Genomic DNA, 24,006 nt, shown 5'->3' on the forward strand with positions numbered 1-24,006 from the left:
TATTTTTTATCTTTATAGTGATATCATCTTACTTTTAATAAACCCTTTAACTTTTCAATCGTTAACACATTGTCTTTCCATCTATGTACCATTCTATGGCAATTCCAGCAAACGGGAACCAGGTCTTTCTTGGGGTCAATGACAACCTCTTCACCTATAGTTCTCAATGGTTTTACATGATGAACCTCAATAAATCCTTTCCCCCGCTCCCCATAAATATCTTCGAAATTAAAGCCACAGTCTACACAACTTAGGCCATGAATTTCTATTGCCTATTTTTCTATTTTCTAGATTTCTCTCATATCGATTTCCGTAGTACTTTTTAATTGCTCCGTCGGTATAATAACTTCTTCTAAATTGTGGCCCTTCTTTGTTTGATTGTTATACCTGCGAAGACACTGAATGACTAGGCTAAAATCGAAATTCTGTTCATCTAGGATAATTAAAGCTTCATGAATATTTTTCCACTGAAAATACCTTTGTGAACGCTTTTCAATCCAATAAACTGTAGTATTCCCATGGCTTGGTAACCACCACGACCTTCACTCGGATTTATACCTACTACATGTTCGTCAATCCAGCGATGGATTTCTGAATTAAATAGATATTGATAAACTGCTCTATCCCTAATAAGGTCTTCGTAAAGGCTATATTCCCTTGCCTGTTTAACTGGTTCAAGTTGCGGAAAATCATTTTTAGAAAACGAGATTTTCTCGGCACCTCAATGTTGATGATTTTTAACTTTAGACCGTCTATTGCAAAGACAAAAAAATTCACTTATCTTTTTGTGATTTAATTAAATACATGTGCATTATGCAAGTTAATACGCTGCCTCTCATTCATATTAAACCCTTGCCACTTTTCTGAATACTAAGTATGCAGAAAAATCATTTCATATATTTGAGTATTTCTAGAATATTTCACTCCATTGGTATAGCATAGACATTAATTATTCATGCATCGTTTAGTAAGCCAATTCTTTATCCTTACCACGCAATTTATGAAAATATGGGAATGTAACCCCATATCAATTACAAAAGAAAAGAGACTATTAAAATTTCCCCATTACTCCCATTATAACTGCATTTAACCTTCTTTCACACTTATTAAATTATTGCTATCGAAACGGTGTTTTCCAAGTTGATATTGTGTGAATTTACCTACCTATGTCCTTTAATAGATATAATAACGCCAAAATGAGTAAATGATACCCCCCTACTTTCAACCATACACAATACTAAAAGCATAGCTGGTATTTCAGAATCAACTATGCTTTCAATTCAATATTTTCCTTTACCGCTCGATAAATTGTAGCACGACTCACATTCGTAATTTCACTAATTTCATTTACTGTTAATTTGTTTTCATCTCGATTGATGAATAGTTTAATTGCATGTTGTAATCCTTTATGGTTCTCTGTATAGCGTTTTGGTCGCCCCTTGTATACACCACGCTCTTTAGCAAGTTCTATTCCTTCGAGCTGTCTTTCCTTTATCATATCAACTTCAAACTCTGCAATTCCACTCAAGACTGTAATCATGAGTTTACCAATAGGTGTAGAAGTGTCTAGTCTATCTCCACCCATGTTCAATACAACTAGGTTTACTTCAGACTTATTTAATATCTCGATTGTACTTAATGCATCTTTTGTACTTCGAGCAAAACGGTCTAGTTTTGTTACAACAATTGTGTCACCTATTTTAGCCTTTTCAAGTAACTTGTTAAACTCGTGCCGATTCTCTTTCTCTCTTCCACTAATCTTTTCTTTATACACCTTTTCACAACCATAATCCTCTAGCTGTTTCAGCTGTGCATCCAAGTTCTGTCCAATGGATGATACACGTGCATAACCAAATTTCATTAATAATCACACCTCAATTTTGATACATGTATATGATACATTATGAACTAGCATTAGAACTAGGTCAACTATTTGTATCACATGGGTGTAGTTTAATGATACACTACTAATAAACAAATAAAGACGTACCAAGTTAGATACACCTATGCATATGATTAATTCAGTATTGCATTTTATTCAGTTGGGGCATTTGTATCAAGTTCAACTATAAAGATTTTTGATAAAATGAAGTGTATTAAAGATTAATCCCATTAACTATTGCTACTATCAAAACTGTGTCTTCTTTCACCAACTCCATAGTACCTTACAAATTTCAAATAAGGTTTAGACATACTTACGGTACCTCCATTAAATATCTGGAAGTTTTATTATTTCATTCTTTCCCTAAGAATTTTATATTAGGAACTTAAAATATAAGTTGATAAAATCCATATTTCATTAATTAATTACTGAATTATTGAATTAAAAATATGACAAGTAACTTGTCTGCTTATTTGCTATCTCAGTAGAGGTTTTTTCATTCCTCCCTTTGTTCAACTGTATTCGGTACTTATCCCATATTATAATTCATAAATATCAGGAATCACTTTCGCATTAGTAGGTGTTGTGCAATTGGTCAAGAGATTTGGGCTTGAACGCCCCGTCACTGCGTTCCTCCTAGGCCCGGTACGCCACTTAGCAAAACCAAACCACTAAGTAGCGTACCTTATATAATATCCCCTTTGGAAAATAGAATAAAACATCTTTCTTATGCTGTTGCAAACTATAGATAGTAGATTATCCTTGGAACAGGTGGCTCCGCCCCATCAGCTTCGCCGATGTTCTTTGGCAATGCATTATAAAAACTAATCTCGCTAATAAGCTTATTTTGTGTGGCATTATTGGATAGATATTTAACGCTAAATTAAGCAATTGATTTCAAGGAATTAGATTTCCGTATATTTAGTTAACGTTAATAAAGCCGCCACTAAAAAGGTAGATAGACTATTTACAACTTACTCATCTTTATTCTAAATTGCTCCTCTCTCTCTTTAAATTCCTTATTTATTAATCCTATATACTCATCTACTTGAGCTACTGAATCACAAATTTTAAATTCAATGGCATAATCAATTATTGAAGGCTTAGTCGTAAATGGTTTTAAACTTCTATTAATTTCATCTAATATAGTATTCACATATTTATCGTTATATTTCGACATCTTCTCCAATGTCGAATAGTGTGTTTCATACACATATTCTACCCTTGATAATTCATCCTTGTGTTGGAACTCTAAAATTTGTTCTAAATTCATTTCATTTTCCAAAGTGTGTTTACCAATATTTTTAAGGTCACTTAACCAAGACATTTTTAATAACATCTTTTTCTTTGTAGCTAATAATTCACCTTGCTCTTCCCATCCTTTACGCTCTTTATAATATTTAACAATTAACTTAATATTCCCTTTATACGCACTGATTATTTTCGATAACTCTAGCTCAATGAAATCCTCTCTAGAAACCTGATTAACTAAGTACCCTCGAATCAATGAAGCTAAATCTCTCTCAAGTTCTTCATTTTTAATTAACATTTTTTCAAGTTTCATTTGCTTCCTTTCATATAATTCTTGTAACTCACTTTCTTTTTTACGTTCTATTAGATTGACTATTCTTTTTATTTTCCCATCTAGACTTTCACCTAATTTTTCACTTTTCATAAAACTTATATGATACTCTGGATGATAATAAAAGCTAATATCTTTAACTATATTAGTATTATCTTTTGGTATATGAAATTTATATTTAGATTTAAATCTTCTCCCTTTGACTGTTACATAATCAACTTCAGTTTCAAAAGAATAATCAATTATTATAACTTCCTTGTCAATATCCAAAAAATATGTGAAACCTGTCCGTATAAATATTGCGTCAGCTAACTTATTCTTATTTCTAGCATGTTCCCAACCATTAACTGTTGAATATTTTATAAACTCATTAGCATCGAGTATCCAAAAATCTAAAATATTTGCTTGTTTATATAGTTCATGTCGCTTCATCCAAGCTTCCTCTGATAATGGACTATGTTGAAATTCAAAAACCATTCTAATTTCCGGTCTCTTTTCTGTTGAAGGGTGTGTAACTAAAATATCAGCTATTTGACCAGTTTCAACTATTTCTTCTTCCATTTCAACATCTGAATTTGGGAATTTTCCCTTTAACCAATTAAACAATAACACTTTTCCTTTGAGATGAGCGTATGTCTCTGCTTCATATTCACTGAATGGACAATCTGGATTATCTTTGTGAGCAAAATGTGGAATATTTTTTGGACCACACTTAAATACAACATCTTTTTTACAACATGGACATTTTAATTTTTTCTGTTGATTTAACATTCTCAACTCAATCTCTTGAGATTTATCAGCATATAACGTCTCACCATCTTCTATATTAATAACTTTTAACATTATCCAATCCTCCTATATCCAAATTACAACTTTTTATTATTAATAAAAAACGATATAAACATTATCTTTATACCGTTCCTTCATCTAGTTTTTTGGTGTGTACATTCATTCTTTTCGGGTTTGAAATAGCTATCAATGAATGACATGTATGTAACCCGTAGCCGTCCTCTATTTCATCTTATTGATAAGGCTAAACTAAACCTATCCTTGTATCATCTGTGTTAATGCTGGAATAAAAGGAGAAAGAACAGACATATGATTTGCAGCGCTTGTAATAAAGTTTGTATACGCTTTATTAAAACCCTTTGTATTCTCACTGCTCTCCATATCATTGACTAATATTCTTAGATTTTGAATCTCTTCTTCATTACCTATTTTATTTTTCAAGGTATTTCTTATCTCATCAAATAGGTCACTCGATGACATATCAACTATGTTTATTGAATTATCTGTAGAATGATTATTTACTTTCGCGTTTGCTCCGTTTAGATTATAAATAACTGTAGGAATTATTTCTTTTTGATTTCCTCTTTCTCGTTTAGAGTGCTGTGCTTCAGTTAAATAATACCCTTTTATTTGGAATACTTTCCCATTAAGTATTTGTGATTTTGTATCTTCGATAAATAACTTATCGTTTGATACCCTACCTTTAACCCAATCCCCTGCTTTAATATCTGTTCCAGCATATAATCCAATATAAGGTCTTGCGGTTTTTTCCTCACGATTTGGCAGCCCTTCCACTTCACTTATCACTACTTCATTTCTAATAATCGCAAACTTTTCTCCGCCCATTTTCATAAAATCTTTTAAGTTCATACTACTCCCACCCCTTCACAACTAGTTTGTAATACTATATAAATTCTATTATTTCCGACTTCATTTTTCACAATCCGTTATATGGAATACATCGTATTTCCGAATAAAGTATATTGTTAAATACTCTTATTTTACTCACTCGCTTATTTTACTACTGCTCTACCCACAACTTGCTTGCATTTCTCCCAATTATTCAAGAACCACCCACTACACCTACTATTGTAGTAGTCTCGATATAGCCTCCCTTACATTTCATCCCCCATTCAGAAAATATCACTACAATAAACAATAAAATACTATATATAACCCATCCTATTACTTGTTAACTTCATTATTTCATTCTCAACATGCTTTATCATACCATTAATCTGAATTCAAGGGTTATTCTGCAATTAGTAGTTTATAGAATTCTTTATATTATATTCCCTACTAACGGCACGGTATAATTGTATTACAAATACAATATGCGAGGAGCTATAGAACTTTCATTTACATTCAAAATAAAATTGTGATTTCATTTATTATTACATATGAACTGAGTACAGTAGCTAAATTCAACAACTCATTGGAATTGCAACTTCATAAAGAGGGTTTCGAACACTACTTATAGAATACTCTGTACTATAGAAGGGGGGCTGGATATTATGAAAAACTTACAAATTGTCTCTAAAATAAAAAGTGATATTGAGAAATTACAAAGGTATGTTTATTTAGTTGAATCATTCCAACCAGAAACAATTGAGGAGCAAATCATCAAGGAATACGCATACATAGCTAGTATTGAAAAGGTTGCAACTAAAGTAAATGACATGGGTTATTCCAATGAAGGTCAACCTTTGGAAAAAGAAGATATCTCAAACATTATCAAAAGTAAACCTTTGAATGAACTGCATAAATTGATTAGGTCAGGATTTTTAAAAAAGACAAGGCATACTCGTCGAAAAACAGAAAAATTTAATTGGTAAAAGACATAGATAGGGTTTATTTTCAGACTAAAGCGGCAAAGAATGTTCTATATTATTTTACTGCTACAACTAATAAAGCTTGATTTTCAAGACAATAGTTAGGCTTATAAAAATATGTTTTATATTATTAAAATGCACAAAACCACCTTAATTAAAAGGTGGTTTTCACATTATTAAGTACTAGGTGTAATGCAAAATAATAGTACATAGAATTGCAAAGAAAAATACATACCGATTCGAACAAAATTTCACATGGAGAGGGGTGCATGATAGCCTGAATTGGCTGAGCCAGGTCCTTGTGGGGCCTTGACTTCTTGGCTCGTGCATCTTGCTCATAGAGGCTCCATATCAAATCAACATAGAGTCCGTAATATACTTTGCAATTCTCTGTACCTCGTTTTTGCAAAATATGTATTGTTAGTATATAGACATTGCAAAGTATAATATAAAAAATCGTTTCGAAATTCACTATTTAATGCTTACAGTTACAAGATTTTTAATGATAAAAAAACATCGTTTATCCGCTTTGTATCGGTAATTTTTTGATGTAGATTAAAGTGCCTTGTAGCTTAATTCACATTATCATGTTTTTCTTTTTGCTTTTCCTCATTATAAAATACCTCAAATTGGCGTTTAGTATTACCACCAAAACCATAAATATTATGGAAATCAAAATGACATCGTTCACATAAAGTTACCCCGTTATTAACGTCAATTCTTTTTTCTTTACACCAATCATACCCATCCAAGTGATGTGCATTTAGATTTCCACCTCGGCTATCACCGCACAGAATACAGGTATACTTATCTTTTTCATAAACTGATGTTCTCCATTTATCATAACCTGGTATACGTCTTCCTCTTTCCCTTTCTTCATCTGTTTTGTCTGGATTGTAATTCACATTATTTTTTCCTCTGTTATTTTCAAGATAACAATTTTTACAACCATGACCATTTCTTACGTTATCCCAGATAGCTGAAAATTCACCATGAATTTTGCATATAAAAGTATATCTTTCATCTGTACCCTTATAAACTTCACCGTCTTTCAATTTGTAATTACTACCATATTTAAAATTAGCATTAAGTTTTAACCATAATTTCATATTAAAAGTGGAAGTGTCTGGGTAAAATATGTTAAATAAAAGAGGATGACGCTTTAGGTTTTGCTGAATATTCAATAACGTCGCCATTGCTCTGTAACCTTCAATACTTTCAACCATTAAAGGAACTTGAGAATTGACATACTTATACTCTTCGTTTCCTATTAAGCTCCAGCCATCTGCTAGCAGCACTCCATATTCTGCTTTAACTACATACGGCATTCTTCTTCTAGTTTCTGCCCTTCTTTTAACCGTAGTGCTTGGATTCCTACGCCCCCATTTAAACCCTGTCCATGTTTGTTTGAATGGATTTCCTTTATCATCTATCCAATCCAAATATTCATTTGTACCTTCAAATTTATCACTTACTAATTTATATGAAGACTCATTTATATTTAACCAAATTCTAATATTATGTATTGTATGAGGATTTCTCAAACCAAATAAGAGCGGAGGATGCCCATTCCTTACATTTGCAACCGATTGAAATCCTTTATACCCCTCTTTAGAAATACCAGTCATAGGTGTGGCTATGTTTAAATAATCTTGTCCTTCTTCAAGTACTAATCCATTCTTCAAGAAAACCTCTCTTGCAAAATCAATATCATGTATTATTTTATTTATTTTCCAATACTTCCAGTTTTTATTCTTTATAGAGTCCATGGTTCTACCAACCGTATTTGCTACTTCTGCATAGCTTTTACCGTACCTTAACATATTCTTACACGACTCTTCTTCTTCGTATGACCATCTTTTTTTAACCATTAATGCAACGCCCCCTACTTAAAGTTCTGAAGTCCGTTTAATTAGCATATTCTTAAGCTTTTTTTCCCCTTCTAATACTCTCCAATGGTTATTTATTCGAACATAGCTTAATAATTGTGTCTCTATACACATGTATTTTCCTATCCTGAATCTCGTGAATTTTCATTTCTCCATATTCCTCTACAAGGTCAGAAAGCCAAATTTTTTTATTCAGTTTCATTTGCGCCTCGTAAAAAGTAGCATAACGTTTGTTGTATATATTCCTGTATTCTTCCAGCACGGAAAGTTGCATGAAGTAGTCGGGAAAATCATCAACTCTTCCATAATACGAACGGTTAACTGTTCGTATCGGACTAGATATGAAAAACTTATCTTCGTAGCAAATTCTGTGGGCAACATTATATTTTCGAGGAATTACTTGGGTTCGAATTTGTAGATTTCGAAAGGTCTCATTTATATCGATTAGTAAGTATTTATGAATTTTTCTTCCCCTCTTTTTCATTTGACTTTTTACACCATTAGAGTCAAAAAGTATTATGCCTTTTTTAAAATTGTAATATTTTAGAAATGAAAGTAACTCAGAAATTGCTAACGCCTCTGCGATGTTGCTATCAGTCCCATCAGCCACTATTCTCCTTTTAACTTTGCTTCTATCCTCAAACACAATTAAGAATGCCAGATATGCTTTTGCATTTTTAATTGACGCATCTGTATACGCTATAAACATAAATATATTCCCCTCTAAAATGTAAATATAGTTTGTTTTCCCTTTTATTGTTTTTTATTATATTAATACACATAACACATTTTGTCAAATTATTCAGACAACTAACCAAAAGTATTGCAATATCAAGTTGTTTCCAACTATAGAAAAGAAGATTAAAATATATCTAAATAAGATATTGCTCTACTGTCGGTTATCGTTTCGAACAACGTCAACTATTTACTATAAGTTTTATCTCTTTTTCGTTAAAAATCGAACCTTTTACTTGAGTCGTGTCGGACGATTACAGAATGCTGTTTTGTAGATGTATGTAGTTAGTTTCGACATTTTAAACACAATAACTCAACAGCTATCTCTCATAAACTTCTTAGATTCATGGGAACTTCACTTAATCTTAAAGGATATAGATAGTAGAGCGTTTAAAACCTATTGCAAGGTATTACGAGTATCTGTGGACGTGACTCCATAGACCCCCATTTTCTTTCTGTAAATACATCCATTTAATTAAGAATATTGTATACTATTAGTAAGGACTTCCAAATGTGGTTATCGAGGAGTGTTTAACTAAATATGAACAACAAAATTAATGTCTGGACAACTTCAAGAGACTCTGCTGTTTGTGATGACATTGAGTTAAGAAAGACATCTACTACTAGACTTATTTTTAAACCTGAAATAGTGAACAATTCAAATAATCCCGAGGCATCTGTTAGAGGTAGCTTCATCTTTCAAAAAAAAGGTAAAAATGCCTCATGGGAAGATTATAAAGAGTTAAATTTAAGCCAGCTAAAAGCCGAGGAGTGGATTAAACTAGAGCTAAACTCTGAAGCTATGCTGACTCTTACTAGAGAAATCCAGAAACATTATGCAGTACATGAAAAGTATGGGGTGATGCATGGAGGGTTTCATCTTTTTGAAAGCAGCCCTGATATAGAGAAACTCATTGAAATTTTCGAGAGCAACACTAATTTGTTTACTCAATTAATGGAGGATGACAAGATAGAAGCTCTAGAGAGAACCTTAGAATGGGTTGTTACAAATGATAATCCAGATAAAATAATTGACAGAATTAAAAACCTAAAAGAGAAAGATTTAGACCAACTCAATACTTTTGTTGGGATAGCTAATCTTAAAAAAGTATTGTCCGTTTGGGAAGACAACAAACTCTCCAATGCGCCCGAGAAGTTCTGGCAAAGTGTCTTGAAAGAAAACACCTGGATATTGAGTCAGATTTTCTCTAATCCAACCGTTCTTATAAATGATGAGGCTTATGTAGGGGGAAAGACTATCAATAATGATAGCGGCAAGCTAGTAGATTTCTTATATGCGAACCCTTTCTCAAAAGATGCTGTACTTATTGAAATTAAGACTCCATCTACTCCTTTAATTACTCTCAATGAGTACAGAACTGGAGTGCATTCAGTACATAAGGAGTTGATGGGAGCAGTTACACAGGTATTGACTTATAAGACAAGCCTACAGAGAGAATATCAGACTATAGATTATAACAATTATAGACAGGGAATCAAAACTGATTTTGACATTATTAACCCTAATTGTGTTGTTATAGCAGGTAGGTTTGATACATTAACTGATACTGCCTATAGACATTCCTTTGAGTTGTACAGAAAAGAGCTAAAAAATGTAACTGTAATTACTTTTGACGAGCTATTCGGTAGAGTTAAGGGGTTAATCCAGTTATTAGAAGGATAATCCCTAGCCCTCCCGTATATGTTTCATATAAGCTTATAGAATCAACCAGTTAAAGCTAATCTAGATTTAATAGAAGAAGAGAGTAAATGTGAAAGGATACATTAGTGTGACTTCTAGGGTTTGGTTTGAGTATTTATCAAACTCTGAAGGTATAAATGAAGTGATTTTTTGGAGGAAAAACACCAATCAGTTTAAGGTATTAACAACAGGTGAACCATTCTTTTCCTTGTAAAAAATGAAAGTGGCGTTTAGGGCGAACGTACAGTATTTCCGCCCTTAAGAGCAAGAGCCTGTGCTGTAAAAACCTAGTGACGTAGTGGATGAACCAACTATGGGTTTATGCCGTAATAGCCCCTATAAAAAACGTGGTAACATACTTATTTTGATTCACAAATGAAAAAAGACCCTCTTGAGGGGTCTCCTTGAACTCTTTCATATTCCTTAATCACCCATTAGAATATATCCTTAATATTAAATTTCTTCATCGCTAAACAAAAGTGATATACAAGAATTCAAACATACCTATTTTCCGTTCACATCTTTCGAGCGCCTAACACTTCCCTTTAATTTATATAGAGGAAATTAGGCTAATACCAAGCATAATTGCTCTCCAGTAGTGGGCAGTCTTAATTCTTTACTGAGAATTAACCCCACATTATCAATCTCCCAATAAGGAATGCGAACGAGTTTAATGTTGTTTCGTTCACAAAATCCTGTTTTTATTCCATCATGCTTTCGAACTGTTTCAAATGCCTTTTGTCCACCAAACCTCTCAACTGGCTCGAAGTGTTGTATGCCATCGAATTCTATTAACATTGATAGTTCACCTTTTTCATCAAATATTATAAAGTCAAATGGTAGTGGTTTTTCATTTACGCATTCATCAAATCTTTGTTGTGTATCAAAGTCAATATCATTGTACTCCAAGAATCTTCTAATCTCCGCTTCTCCCTTACTCTCATTACATCTTGGGCATCTTCTACCACCGTTGATAAACTTATGAGGATTTGCATCCCAAACATTTCCACATATATTATGTTTCATTTTAATGTTCACATATGCACCTATATATTCACCCAGTACCATGTAATCATCCCTAACCAAATTATACACCTCATGAACAAACTGTTCATGAGTCTTTCTTTGTCCTATATCTGAACATGTCTTACATTTTCTTCTCATTAATGCTACTGGTGATTTAACATATTCTTCGCCACACGGATTATGTCTGACTAAAATCCCCTTCTTACTGCCAGTGTACTCACCTAATACAGTATATTCGTCAGCAAAAGCATCAAATAAATCTTCTGTAAACTGTTCTATTGTCTTCCTTCTTTTTTCTGCTCTAGATTTAATTGAACATTTTCTGCATCGAGTCTGCTCCGAGCCTACAAATTTACTAGGATAAGCTAGATATTCGATTCCACAAGTATTATGTCTCATTAATATCTTTTTTTTTGCATTGATATACTCATCTAAGACAGTATATTCTTCACCTACTAACTCATAAACTTCTCGGATAAACTCTTCATGAGTTTTTAATAGATTGCCTCTGCATTTAGGACATCTAGTTCCACCTAAGAAATTAAATGGAGTAGGACACCACTCGTAACCACAAACGTTGTGTCTTGTATAAACGCCTTCATGTGCTAATTTGTAATCTTCTAATAGTGTGTATTCATCTCCTACCGATTCATAAACCATATCTCTATATAGTTTTGGTGTTAATTTATACCCATCATTACACTTAGGGCATCTACCTTTTCCACTCTTAAAGTTTGATGGTTCAACTGGATACTCATAACTACAATCACTATGCTTTACCATAACATCAGTATGATTGTTATAGTACTCACCTACTACTGTATATTCCATGCCTACTAAATTAAAGACATCTTCTTTAAACTTCTCTGTAGTGTGAGCTTGTTCTAGTCTGGCTTCTTCATTAGAACACACTTTACAACGTTGTCCATATAAGAAATTACTTGGTTGCATGTCAAATAATCTACCACATGTATTGTGTCTAAACTGAATATCCTTATGACTTCCAATGTAAGTTCCAACTACACTAAATTCATCTTCAACTAAATCATATACTTCCTTAACAAACGTTTCATGTGACTTAGTTTGCCTAGAACCTCTCTTTATGTCATTACACTTTGGACATCTTCTTCCACCAAGAAATTTGTTTGGAGAAACTGGGTATTCATGATTATCACATAAATCATGATTGTGTCTGAACATTATCTTTGCAGATGTATTTATGTATTGACCTAAAACCGTATATTCATCTCCAACCTTTTCTTTTACCTCCGCTACAAATTCTTCATGAGTTTTCTTTTTAGCCAACTCTTTCTCCCCTTGTAATAAATATATCTACCATTCATTAATCATTTCTCATTCAAACACAGCTGTGCCGCGCAGAACTGTCACCATTATTTTTACAAATGACCTTATAAGTCGTTTAAATCCATAACATCAAAACTATCACTGCAACAATAACCACATTTTCCAGCATCATTAGCAACACTCTCGCCACATTCATTATAGAACCATTCAATATATAACCTACACCCAAACATGTCAGAATTAAATCACTCAAAGATTAAGAAGAAAAGATAATAATATTAAAACAAATCAAATAGGCTTATCAACTGTTTCTCCAGGTACCTTTTTAGTGACAATTGTATCTTCAGAAAAAGGAGCGAGATTTATTGGAGTGATAATATCATTAATTTTTTTATTAAAATAGGTATGTAAAAGTCTTCAATCTGCTTGGAATGGTACGAGAGAATCAAACAAAGCATCTGATATCTATGGGTAAATTAGAGAAGAGTACGTTACTTTAATTACTTTACTTACTGATTTTGAAATACTGGAACTGATAGCAATTTTGTATATGCCTGATGAATTACAGAATAGGAAGCAGAAGTGCATAGTAACTCACCAGAACCGATGCCAAAAGTGACGAACAAACCTTTTCAGTAAATGAAAAAGAGGTAAACTAATACTCCCTACAAAGAGTTGTTTACTCTTATTAAAATCTAAGTTTCATTAATTTTCATTTCCAAGCTCGTTAAAATTGAATATGCAATGATAATATAAGTTGCCGTTTTCTGAACGCCAGTGAAGAACGTGCAACTGCCTAGGAGGAACTAAGCGATAGCGTAGTGACGGGGGTGGACAACCCCGGCTCTTTAGTGACAAATAGTTCAAGGTCGGCTTGGCATCCCGTCATTCGTTCGTACCTCACTCATTCCTCACCGCCGGTTTGGCCAATCTACGCTATGCTCCGATTAACCAAATCCTTATCAAACTTTATTAATTTGAAACCACTTCGAAATACTATACCTATATCTATAAGGGTAATCCTCTCTAACCCCAGTATTCATATGGTGTTAAGATTTCATTTAATCGTATTATCGACATTTTGAGATTAAATGAAAATCCGCTATTTTATCACACTTTCAGGTAACTCCTTCAACAAGCTTTTCAAATGAGGAAATTAATTTTCCATCTAAGTATTGTTCCAACAATGTTCTCATTCTCGAAGAAGGAATATATAAGTTAACCTTATTTCCCTTCCTTATTGCACTTCTAAATAACCACTGCAATAATTCAGATAACGACCAAAGTTCTTCATCTAATATTCTTATGTTATGACTATCAAAGAAGTTTTTTAACAAAGGATTCATATATCTATTCGATAAGTAAATTAAAGTATTCCTTTCAACGAAGTTATTAGTTGCTCTACTTGTTACAGGCACAAATTGTTCTTTTAATCGTTTATTTGCTAGTTCGCTTTGAAATTCTTTCACACATGTCCACATTACTTTATCAATTTTAGAGCTAGATTTATTGTGATAAAAGTTATAGGTATTTTTAGTAATAATTTCCGAAAAACCTTTTTCTTCTTTTAATTTACGCTTAAGCCAACTACTTGAAAATGCCGTTTGTTCTACTCCAACAGCATTCAAATCTTTTTTATCCTTGGGGAACTTATTATAAATATTAATATTTTCTTTTAAGTGTTCAATACTTTCTTGAGCTGGACGAACATAATTAACCAATTCATATTTTTTACTCACGCTACCGAATATTGTGGAGTAAAATTTATACTTAATATTAAACATGTCAAAGTAATAACGTTGTGTTTGACCATAAAACATGTAGGTTAATATATATGCATCTTTAAACGAACTAAATATGTCTACTGGGAAAACCGAAAATAAAGCACTATCTTTATAAATCATTAGGGTATTTGAATTAGCTTTGGATTGAATCTCTTTGTAATATTCACCTTTATATTCTTTATTATTCCATTTGACAAAACCCTTTTCATTTATAGTAATATATGATTCCCCTTCAGCCGTCTTAGCATTAAGTAACAATTTTATATCATCTGGATTGATTTTTACCTGTTCTATTACATTCAATACCTCGTCAAGGATTAATGTGTAATTATGAGTTCTAATTAACTCACACACCTCCTTATTGAACATTGAAAATAAATTATGGGTTGTAACAATATTTTCCCCTTTTTCAAGTAAACCTTTTAAACTGCTAAGTTTTGAATTGCCATTCTTATCAGTAGGCTCATATATTTCCCGTTTATTCACTTCTTTTTTGATACGAACTACTTCAGTCAAAAAAGGAGTAATGAATAGGAATTTTTCAGTATGCTTAGCTTCGTTTATATACTGAATAGCCCAAGAGGTTTTTCCTTTACCACACGTTGCATCTATAATCTTTAATCTTTTACAATTCTTCAAGGAATCCAAAAATACAACAAACCTTTCTAATATCAAAATTGAAATATAGTTCTATTATATCATTTATCACCACTCTTGGATGACATCATATGTATGTTTATTAGTATGCTAACTGTAATGGTTGGAGTTTTCATTGGGTATATTAGTATCCTTATCGACATTCCAAGTGAATCTTACCTTTTCTCTATCTATATAGTGCATTTTATCCGTTTCGAGTCGGACTTTTTCAGACCTTTTGGTGTGAATCAATGTGCTATACCCTCGCATCATCATAACATAACAATACGGTTGTTTAATAGAACTAGATATATCTCATGGGTGCAGTCTGATGAACATTATACCGCGGTTTAAGTTTATGTATTAAAAATGTTTCATACATATCTAGATATGATTCTGTAATAAAATCTTCATCAAAATCAACATAAAAATAGCGCACCGTTTCTATATAGTACCCTTTCCTTTTGCCGATAAAGTGTTCACTTAATCTTCTTAAGATTGCGTGGTAAGGAATTATCAGTCATTTTCCCTGAACTTAAAAATTGGCCAGCATAGAAATGTCTATAGATATCGAGGTAACTCTTGTATTACATACAACAAAGGCTCTCGTTGACGTGGTATCCAACAAAAAAAGAGCAGCATGCCGCCGCCCCCTAGTATACATATCCAAATAATCACTCTTAATTGCCTTATCAGCTTCATTTTTTCACCTGTTCCACATAACAATATAACCCTCACAAGCTCCTATAAACCACTCTATGAGTCTTCCTACTCCAACTTCGTACTAAGTATATAGTAACAGTGAAATAGATTGTACGCCTCCCCGGGACCCTGTACGACTACTTCTACACTTTACAGCTTGTTCATCATGCTGAATTTACCGTGCTGCAGTTTCAATTCCTCACCACTCATATTTACATATCTTCTTGTTATTTCTAATGAGCGATGCCCTAGAATGCGTTGTAAGCTCAATACATCTCCACCATTAACAATATATTGCCTAGCAAATGTATGCCTGCATGTATGTGGACTAACCCGTACACCTTCAATGTCTGCATTCTCTCCATATTCTTTGAGTCTATTTCTAAAGCGTTGTTGTTCTAACCTGTTACCGTACACTGTTAGAAATAAATACTCACTATGGAAGTCTTCCACGTCTAACATTAGCCGTCTTATAAGCTTGTTCGTCTTCGAGCTGAATGGTACTTGCCTAGCTTTCTTACCTTTAGTTTCATTAGCTTTCATTGAAATAATATTCTCCATCAAGTCGATAGCATCAACTCTAAGCCCTATACACTCGCCTATTCGCATTCCAGTGTCTAGTAGCAGGAATATCAATACATAGTTTCTAAAGCCTGCATACGTGCGTCTGTTAGGTTGTTTGAGTAATGCTTTCACCTGTTCAATGCTAAATGATTCTATCTCGTTTTCATTTTCTCTAATCTTCTTGATTCGATTGAATGGGCTAGTTTCAATATAGCTTTCTTCAATTAACCAGTTGTAGAATGTTTTCATTACCCTGATTCTTAGATTAATTGTTGAATCTGCAACGCCAATAGTTTTATAAGTATCCTTCAAGCAACTATTATTCTTAAACTGTATATGCTCATGTTTTAGATGATACATGTATTCTCGAATGATTTTTGCATCAACCTCATCAACGTAAACAATATCATGTGTCTGCATGTAATCATTAAACACCTTAAAGCTATAATTTTTGCTCTTGATAGTACTTGAAGCCATCCCCTCGATTTCCTTAGTTCGTAAATACACCTTAAACATTTCGTCAAGAATTAATGTATTAGGGACTTTTTTCTTTTCTGCCCTGCGTTTCATCTGTCTTCTAACCATAATTATGCTCCCCTTCTTTCAGACTAATGGGAGCTTTAATATACGAAATACAGCCTTGGTTTCACAGTGATTCCATGCGGATATTACGAGTCGAAAACCCTTTAGGTATCGACTTTTCAAGAAAAAAGACCCAAATTAGGGCCTTCGTTTCTTTCAAGAGTCACCTTTAAAATCTACCTTTACTTTTCTTGCATCTTCCCAAGTAGACTTTACAAGATACGTAATATCATTTGCTTGTTTCACCGAATGTCCATCTTCTGATAAAACAGTTACATTTACCATACTACCTTCAGTTCGAACAAAGGCATCTGCATATCCGAGTGCTTTAATCTGCATTTCCAATAATGCCTCAGCGGAATCTCGTTTGATCAATAACGCCATTTCATCAAATACATCATTTTTCTCAGCGGGTGTCTCTAGCGTATTAATTTTTGTTGTGAGTTGCTCATGCATTTGACTACGTTCATTTCTTACTTCCATCCGCATGTCGTCAAATAAATAACTTTCTGCAAACACGGGTGCTTGTTTATCAGCATCACCTAACTCTTGACTCACTGGTGTTTTGTCACCTGCAGTGTCAAATATTCTCATTCCATCAAATGGCATTGGATTTTTGTTGATGGAATAGATAGCAATGACCGCTACTAGACTAAGTAATGTCAAAAACCATACTGTACGTTTATTTGTCTTCATCCAAGTTCCCCCTCTTTTTCATGATCACGATTCGATGCTCTGGCAACTGAAGGACTGTTGATAAAACGCGCTTTAGTTCAATTTTGATACCAGGATTGTCTGCTCCCTCTGCAACTACAAGGACACCTTCAATTGGATTGTTAGTCATGTCCTCCTGTGTGGTTGAAAGTGAAAAGTAATCGGACAATGGGCTCTTTTCTTCGTTATGATTCGAATGTAGATACAGCTTGACCTCTCCCACTCCCTCAATATTCATGAGCGCTTCTTCGAGGTCTATAAATTCTTTGCTATTTTCTTCTATCTGCCCCCTATCCCCTCCGATTCCAAAAATGCCAGAGTTCATGGAAATGATAACGAGAACTAGTAATGACCCAAAAAGAACGGTTTGGAATTTTTTAGTAGATTTTTTCATAGCATCCCCATTTTCGTTCGTAAAGGCGTGTTCGCTTCGTCATCAATAATTCATTTTATGCAATTTCATAGTAGGCTATGACCAAACATTGAGAAGACTGATTGAATTATCCATAAGCCCATTGCTAACTTGATGATTGGCAAAATCTTTTCTTCGGTATCTCCTGGAAATAGTAGAAAAAGTAAGGATGACAATACCGTAATCGATAACACGCCTACCAAAAACGTTTCCATTTTCTCACCTATTTCATCGTCGTTAATAACTTGATCAGAATGACCGAAAATAACGCTGTGTAAATAAATGCAAATGCAATTAAAAATGAAATTGCACAAAGTACTAATAATGTTTTCCCAATGTCATCCATTAAACCTGTAATGTCCTCGTCTGCAAATGGTTCTATTAAGGCCGCTGTCCACCGATAAAAAAGAGCGGTTATTAAGGTTTTTATAGACGGGACTAATGCAACACCCCAAATACTTGAAATAAGCCAGCCACCTACAAATACACTTAATCCTGAAGAATACCGGCCGATTGACCCCAGACTTTCTGTCATAAAAGAACCAATCAATGGAATGTTTTGTTGAACAAGTTCTTTTAATGGCTCGCTAGCAAGTCCAGAAAGTGCCCAAGACATTGTTCCGCCGACTGTGATGAAAATTGAGTAGGTGGCAACCACAGCCGAGACAGCGCCAATTAATGTGGTTCGAATCAGTTCAGCCATTTTAGTAAAAGGTACGTCAGGTAACAGTCTTGTGGAGACATCCAAAAGTAGTGCTGTTGTCAATAAAGGGATTAATAATTTTTCAGTTAATACAACTGCTCCATTTGCAAATAAGAGCATGGCAGGTTGAAAGTTTAATAGACTGAAAGCACCACCTGCTGCTATCATCGTTGCAGTAAGGATTGGATAAACTGCAATGAACATCATCGAGACCGAATAAGCAATATCTCGAATAAGGAAGAAATGTTCAAAAGCCGGTCTCAAAGCGACGGTAATAATGATGAAAAACAAAATCATTCTCGTCCATTTTTTAAATGTAGGAAATAAAAAATCAATCATTAACGCCATAAAAGCCGCAATAACTATAATCGAAAAGCTGGTCAGAACAGTTCCAATTAGTACATCAAAAAAGGGGTTCATAAACGTACCCGCCCGATCATTTTGGAATTAGTGAAGATAGTATTTCAATTAAATTCGTCGTTTGATCAACCCATAGAAGTAAGATAGTAATTTTGATAATAAAATGAGATAAGGTGGCAAGAGAACGATAACCCGCTTCCTCAATGTGTTCAGAGATTATTTCGGAAACGAAAAATAAAATTGCACTTCCAATCAAAAGTTTTGCGAAAGGATTAGGGAGCGACTCAAACAAACGAACAAAAGTCCTCCCAAATGGGAAAATGATCGTCGTCAAGAGATAAAATAATACGATGAAAAATAAAGATGTATAAAGAATTGGTTGTAATTTTGGTACTGCAAATGAAAGGAGGAGAAGAAGTAAAAAAATAACAATTATTTGTAGTAAAGTAAACATCAGACCATCGCGAGCCATTGAAAGAACTCGGTTATTTCAATAAAGAAAATTCGAAGGAATCGAAGTAGTTCTGCTGTGATATACAAATAGGCGATAAAGAATAGAAAAAACGAAAACTCTTTCTTGCCCGTTTGTTCAAAAAACACGTGCAGAATCCCGATGACCAACCCGATACCGGCTATACGTAGTAAATCATTTAATTCCATCCGGTACTCCCCCCATGCAACCAACCTATGTAAAATTGAGAAGTTTTATGAAAAAAACCTTGATTATTCATCTTCAGTTTGGAGTGAGAAGTTAGTCAGATGTACTTTGAACTTATCAATGTGAATTTATAATGTTAATTTATAATGTTAATTTTGGTTAATTCGTTAAAACCGAATATAGGTGAGGGATATCAAGAAGGCACCAAGAAACGAAAGGATAATCTGGGTTATTGCGCTTATTGGAGGAATTGCTTATGCCTTTTATTGCACAAGTAAAGGGTATATGTTCTCAGGGTATATTAAATGGAGTTGGCCTAAGGTTTGGGATATAGGTAAAGGGTGAAAAAAAGAAAAGGTTGCCACAAAAAATCAGTTTTCACTGACTTTCTAGGCAACCTTCTTTTTTTATGCGCGTGAGACATACTCCGCTTCTTCTGTATTAATGACAAGTGAATCACCAATGTTTACGAAAAACGGTACTTGGACAGTTAAACCAGTTTCTACTGTTGCCGGTTTAGATCCACCGCTTGCCGTATCGCCTTTAATACCAGGTTCAGTGTCTACTACTTTTAGTTCAACCGTGATTGGAAGTTGAACACCTAGAACTTCTCCTTGGAATTGAATTACATGAACTTCCATATTCTCTTTCAGGAATTTAAGTTCGTATTCAATTTGTGATCCAGGTATTTCAATTTGATCGTACGTTTCGTTGTTCATAAATACATGATCATCACCATTTGCGTATAGATATTGCATATGAAGGTTGTCAATTTGAGCACGTTTAACTTTTTCGCCTGCTCGGAATGTTTTTTCGTTAATATTCCCAGAACGTAAATTCCGTAATTTTGAACGAACGAACGCAGCACCTTTACCTGGCTTAACATGTTGGAATTCGATTACTCTCCAAATATCACCATCTACTTCGATTGTTGCTCCTGTTTTAAAATCATTAACTGAAATCATTATTTTTCCTCCAATACAAATTATAAGATAAGTAATTCTTTAGTTGCGAATGTTAGTCGTTGATTACCAGTTTCCGTAATCACAATATCATCCTCAATCCGAACCCCACCGATACCGGGCAAATAAATTCCAGGTTCTACTGTTACCACCATATTCGGTTCCAGAATCGTTTCCGAGCGGAATGACAAGCCCGGTGCTTCATGCACTTCCATTCCAATCCCGTGACCTGTTGAATGTCCAAACGCCTCGCCGTATCCCTTTGATGTAATATAATCTCTAGCTATTGCGTCAGCCTCAATACCCGTCATGCCTGGTTTGATTTCTTTTAATGCTAATTCTTGGGCCGCTAACGTTACAGCATAGATTTCTTTTAGTTTATCAGTTGGCTCACCAACTGCCAACGTTCTTGTAATATCAGAAATGTAACCTTGGTATAACGCCCCATAATCTAAGGTAATAAAATCTCCTGTTTCAATGATTTTGTCCGTTGCAACACCGTGTGGGAGTGCACTCCGTAAACCAGATGCAACAATAATTGAAAATGAGGATGACGTAGCTCCTTGTTTTCTCATGAAAAATTCTAATTCATTGGACACATCAAGTTCTGTAATCCCCGGCTTGATGAATTTGACAATATGCTCATATGCGTCATCAGCAATTTTGGCTGCTTTTTTCAAGATGGTAAGTTCATCAGGCGTTTTCACCATACGTAACTTTTCAACGATTCCTGAAACAGGTTTTAATTCAGCTTTCACTTGATTTTTGTATGATTCATAGAGGCCGAAAGCCATATCATCCTTCTCGAAACCAAGCGTTTTTACATTCATTTTTTGAACTTGCGCTGCGACTTCTTCAACAATCGTTTTTGAATGCTGAACGATCCTATAGCCTTTGATTTCTTTTTCAGCTTGTTCGGTATAGCGGAAATCTGTTATAAACACCGCGTCATCCGCTGATACAATCGCGACACCCGCAGTTCCTGTGAAATTTGTCATGTAACTACGGTTATAGGGATTAGTTATTAATAATGCATCAATTTCTGCGTTTTTTAGCTGGTCTTTTAAGTTTGCTAGTTTCATAGTTATCAGTCCCCTTTTCTTTGAAGCAGGAAGGAATGTAGGGCTAGAGCATAGCCGTTTGTTCCAAATCCAGTGAGTTGGCCAACACAAACAGGTGCAATTACTGATGTTTGACGAAATGCTTCTCGTTTATGTATGTTGGAAATATGTACTTCGACAACTGGGATATCAACAGAGGCTACCGCATCACGTATTGCGATACTATAATGTGTAAACGCCCCTGGATTAAATATAATGCCGTCTGTATGATCATCAGCTGCCTCGTGGATACGATCAATTAGTGAACCTTCCGTATTGGATTGAAAAAATAACAGCTCTACATTATGTTCGCTCGCAATCGATTGTAATTTTACTTCGACATCTTCAAGCGTTTCGCTTCCATAAATTTCAGGCTCTCTTTTTCCAATTCTATTTAAATTTGGGCCATTTAAAATAAGTAGTTTCACCGACAAACCAACCCTTTCCATTTTCTATCTCATTTTATCATAACCAAGTACAGCTGTAACTACTTTCTTACTTTTCTTCATAGTTTTCGCATAAATACAGCTGTTCCGGTTATAAAACGTAAAACGATTGCAATAACGCCAAGGAATGAGTAGGAAGTTTCTTGGACAATATCGATGAATGAATGATGGTTACCGATACTCAATTCTAAAATAAATATACCGATTACGCTGAAGGATATCGCCAATATAGATGGAGGCACCATACTTAACAGTGAGCTTATTATGTAAATAAATACAAATAGAATAAAAAGACCCACAAATAGAAGTCCCCATTTTATGAGGAAATGGGCGTTGTCGATCGCCAATTTGTCTGTCCAACCTACGGGTGACCATTCAATAAACGAAAATAACTTTAAAAAACTTAGAGATACTAGTGTAAATAACGCAGAAAATAATGATGTGTATAGCAACGTTTTATTAAACATAAACATCCCTCCACTTGAAAGTGTTGGGTGTTTCTGATAATTTTAAACATTATTGTGGAGGTATAGTAATTTATTTAGTATACTAGGGACATTCGACACACTCGAAAGAAAGCGTGGGTAAAAATATGGCGAAAGAGCAACAATCCAAGACCTATGGGGGTCAAGCACTCGTCGAAGGCGTTATGTTTGGCGGCAAAGACCATACAGTCGCTGCAATCCGAAGGAAAGATAATTCAATCGATTATTTTCATCTTCCAAAGAAGAAAAGTAATCTAGCGATGAAGTTACGAAAAATCCCATTCATCCGTGGATTTGTAGCTTTAATTGAATCTGCTGGGGTTGGCTCGCGTCATCTGACTTTCTCAACCGATCGATTTGACGTCGAACCTGGTGAAGAAGTAGAGCAAAGTGAAAAAGAAACATCAAAACTGACGATGATCATTGGTGTAGCTGCAGTTGGTGTTTTATCTTTTTTATTCAGTAAATTTGTTTTCACACTTGTCCCAGTATTTTTAGCTGAATTATTCAGTTCAATTGCACCGGGGAAAACTGCACAAATATTACTAGAAAGCTTTTTCAAACTCACTTTACTACTCGGGTACTTATCGTTAATATCTATGACGCCGTTTATCCGAAGGGTCTTTCAATTTCACGGGGCAGAGCATAAGGTAATTAACGCATATGAACGCAATTTACCGCTTACTGTTGAAAATATACAAGCCCAATCTAGACTTCATTATCGTTGCGGAAGTAGTTTTATGCTATTCACTGTAATTGTAGGGATGTTTATTTACTTCCTCGTACCCGCTGATCCACTTTGGTTGCGCCTAGTGAATCGGGCTCTATTAATACCAGTAGTTTTAGGCGTTTCATTTGAAGTGCTTCAGCTGACAAATGCTGTTCGTAATATACCGGTACTGAAGTATCTAGGTTATCCCGGATTATGGCTTCAGCTATTAACAACGAAAGAACCTACTGATGACCAAGTCGAGGTCGCTATTCTATCATTCGAAAAGCTACTCGAAGTGGAAGAATTCGGTGTAGCAGCGTTAGAAGTCGAACCAAAAGAAGAATCGACAACAGTTTCTTCTCCACTACCCGTACAATAAGTCAAACATAAAAAAACTGGCATCTTTTCTCGTGATGAGAAGAGATGCCAGTTTTTCTTTTTCAA

The 24,006-nt window shown here is 34.3% G+C and carries 22 protein-coding genes; 4 read left to right on the plus strand and 18 right to left on the minus strand.

Going from position 1 to position 24,006, the window contains the following annotated elements:
- Positions 1–23 precede the first annotated feature (23 nt).
- From AC25Y1_RS06055 to AC25Y1_RS06070, 4 genes are all read right to left on the minus strand, one after another.
- Positions 24–269: an HNH endonuclease gene (locus tag AC25Y1_RS06055; RefSeq protein WP_488147344.1), complete on the minus strand. Its 246-nt coding sequence runs from the start codon at positions 267–269 to the stop codon at positions 24–26.
- Positions 270–1,267: 998 nt separating this feature from the next.
- Positions 1,268–1,861: a recombinase family protein gene (locus tag AC25Y1_RS06060; RefSeq protein ID WP_488147065.1), complete on the minus strand. Its 594-nt coding sequence runs from the start codon at positions 1,859–1,861 to the stop codon at positions 1,268–1,270.
- A gap of 988 nt (positions 1,862–2,849) precedes the next feature.
- Positions 2,850–4,307: a competence protein CoiA gene (locus AC25Y1_RS06065; protein ID WP_488147066.1), complete on the minus strand. Its 1,458-nt coding sequence runs from the start codon at positions 4,305–4,307 to the stop codon at positions 2,850–2,852.
- Positions 4,308–4,508: 201 nt separating this feature from the next.
- Complete coding sequence (locus AC25Y1_RS06070; protein WP_488147067.1) at positions 4,509–5,123, minus strand: hypothetical protein; 615 nt, start codon at positions 5,121–5,123, stop codon at positions 4,509–4,511.
- Positions 5,124–5,767: 644 nt separating this feature from the next.
- Here AC25Y1_RS06070 and AC25Y1_RS06075 point away from each other — a divergent pair.
- Positions 5,768–6,088, plus strand: a complete 321-nt coding sequence (locus AC25Y1_RS06075; protein ID WP_488147068.1) for a hypothetical protein — start codon at positions 5,768–5,770, stop codon at positions 6,086–6,088.
- Positions 6,089–6,657: 569 nt separating this feature from the next.
- Here AC25Y1_RS06075 and AC25Y1_RS06080 read toward each other — a convergent pair.
- Together AC25Y1_RS06080 and AC25Y1_RS06085 are read right to left on the minus strand one after the other, a co-directional pair.
- Positions 6,658–7,956 (minus strand): HNH endonuclease, encoded by a 1,299-nt coding sequence (locus AC25Y1_RS06080; RefSeq protein ID WP_488147069.1) that lies wholly within the window; start codon positions 7,954–7,956, stop codon positions 6,658–6,660.
- A gap of 88 nt (positions 7,957–8,044) precedes the next feature.
- Entirely contained in the window at positions 8,045–8,683 is a 639-nt protein-coding gene (locus AC25Y1_RS06085; RefSeq protein WP_488147070.1) for a ribonuclease H family protein, read from the minus strand.
- Between the two features lie 567 nt (positions 8,684–9,250).
- On the opposite strand from AC25Y1_RS06085, the gene sduA reads away from it, so the two are divergent.
- The gene (gene sduA, locus AC25Y1_RS06090) at positions 9,251–10,393 is read left to right on the plus strand and encodes a Shedu anti-phage system protein SduA (RefSeq protein WP_488147071.1); all 1,143 of its coding nucleotides are present in this window, start codon (positions 9,251–9,253) and stop codon (positions 10,391–10,393) included.
- Positions 10,394–10,975: 582 nt separating this feature from the next.
- Here the strand turns inward: sduA and AC25Y1_RS06095 are convergent.
- Positions 10,976–12,742: a hypothetical protein gene (locus AC25Y1_RS06095; protein WP_488147072.1), complete on the minus strand. Its 1,767-nt coding sequence runs from the start codon at positions 12,740–12,742 to the stop codon at positions 10,976–10,978.
- A gap of 244 nt (positions 12,743–12,986) precedes the next feature.
- Between AC25Y1_RS06095 and AC25Y1_RS06100 the strand changes: the two genes are divergently transcribed.
- Positions 12,987–13,145 carry a hypothetical protein gene (locus AC25Y1_RS06100; protein WP_488147345.1) on the plus strand — a complete coding sequence of 53 codons (159 nt, stop codon included), beginning with the start codon at positions 12,987–12,989 and terminating at the stop codon, positions 13,143–13,145.
- 715 nt (positions 13,146–13,860) lie between these two features.
- Here the strand turns inward: AC25Y1_RS06100 and AC25Y1_RS06105 are convergent.
- The 11 genes from AC25Y1_RS06105 to AC25Y1_RS06155 all read right to left on the minus strand — a co-directional run bounded on the left by AC25Y1_RS06105 (position 13,861) and on the right by AC25Y1_RS06155 (position 22,832).
- Complete coding sequence (locus tag AC25Y1_RS06105; protein ID WP_488147073.1) at positions 13,861–15,165, minus strand: hypothetical protein; 1,305 nt, start codon at positions 15,163–15,165, stop codon at positions 13,861–13,863.
- Positions 15,166–16,014: 849 nt separating this feature from the next.
- A complete protein-coding gene (locus AC25Y1_RS06110; protein ID WP_488147074.1) occupies positions 16,015–17,013 on the minus strand; it encodes a tyrosine-type recombinase/integrase in 999 nt (332 codons plus the stop codon).
- A 153-nt stretch (positions 17,014–17,166) separates the two neighbouring features.
- Entirely contained in the window at positions 17,167–17,706 is a 540-nt protein-coding gene (locus AC25Y1_RS06115) for a SpoIIIAH-like family protein (RefSeq protein ID WP_488147075.1), read from the minus strand.
- Entirely contained in the window at positions 17,693–18,118 is a 426-nt protein-coding gene (locus tag AC25Y1_RS06120; RefSeq protein ID WP_488147076.1) for a hypothetical protein, read from the minus strand. Before AC25Y1_RS06120 ends, AC25Y1_RS06115 begins: the two co-directional genes overlap by 14 nt.
- A 65-nt stretch (positions 18,119–18,183) precedes the next feature.
- Complete coding sequence (locus tag AC25Y1_RS06125) at positions 18,184–18,351, minus strand: hypothetical protein (protein WP_488147077.1); 168 nt, start codon at positions 18,349–18,351, stop codon at positions 18,184–18,186.
- A gap of 8 nt (positions 18,352–18,359) precedes the next feature.
- Positions 18,360–19,259: a stage III sporulation protein AE gene (locus AC25Y1_RS06130; RefSeq protein WP_488147078.1), complete on the minus strand. Its 900-nt coding sequence runs from the start codon at positions 19,257–19,259 to the stop codon at positions 18,360–18,362.
- 393 nt (positions 19,260–19,652) lie between these two features.
- Positions 19,653–19,859 carry a SpoIIIAC/SpoIIIAD family protein gene (locus AC25Y1_RS06135; RefSeq protein WP_488147079.1) on the minus strand — a complete coding sequence of 69 codons (207 nt, stop codon included), beginning with the start codon at positions 19,857–19,859 and terminating at the stop codon, positions 19,653–19,655.
- A gap of 405 nt (positions 19,860–20,264) precedes the next feature.
- On the minus strand, positions 20,265–20,822 hold the full coding sequence (gene efp, locus AC25Y1_RS06140; protein WP_488147080.1) for an elongation factor P: 558 nt from the start codon (positions 20,820–20,822) through the stop codon (positions 20,265–20,267).
- Between the two features lie 20 nt (positions 20,823–20,842).
- The gene (locus AC25Y1_RS06145; RefSeq protein WP_488147081.1) at positions 20,843–21,901 is read right to left on the minus strand and encodes a M24 family metallopeptidase; all 1,059 of its coding nucleotides are present in this window, start codon (positions 21,899–21,901) and stop codon (positions 20,843–20,845) included.
- Positions 21,902–21,906: 5 nt separating this feature from the next.
- Positions 21,907–22,347 carry a type II 3-dehydroquinate dehydratase gene (aroQ, locus tag AC25Y1_RS06150; RefSeq protein WP_488147082.1) on the minus strand — a complete coding sequence of 147 codons (441 nt, stop codon included), beginning with the start codon at positions 22,345–22,347 and terminating at the stop codon, positions 21,907–21,909.
- Between the two features lie 77 nt (positions 22,348–22,424).
- Positions 22,425–22,832, minus strand: coding sequence for a hypothetical protein (locus AC25Y1_RS06155; RefSeq protein WP_488147083.1), 408 nt, complete (start codon positions 22,830–22,832; stop codon positions 22,425–22,427).
- Between the two features lie 125 nt (positions 22,833–22,957).
- Here AC25Y1_RS06155 and AC25Y1_RS06160 point away from each other — a divergent pair, with 125 nt between their 5' ends.
- The gene (locus tag AC25Y1_RS06160) at positions 22,958–23,941 is read left to right on the plus strand and encodes a DUF1385 domain-containing protein (protein WP_488147084.1); all 984 of its coding nucleotides are present in this window, start codon (positions 22,958–22,960) and stop codon (positions 23,939–23,941) included.
- Positions 23,942–24,006 lie beyond the last annotated feature (65 nt).

This window comes from Sporosarcina sp. Y1009 (assembly GCF_057669865.1).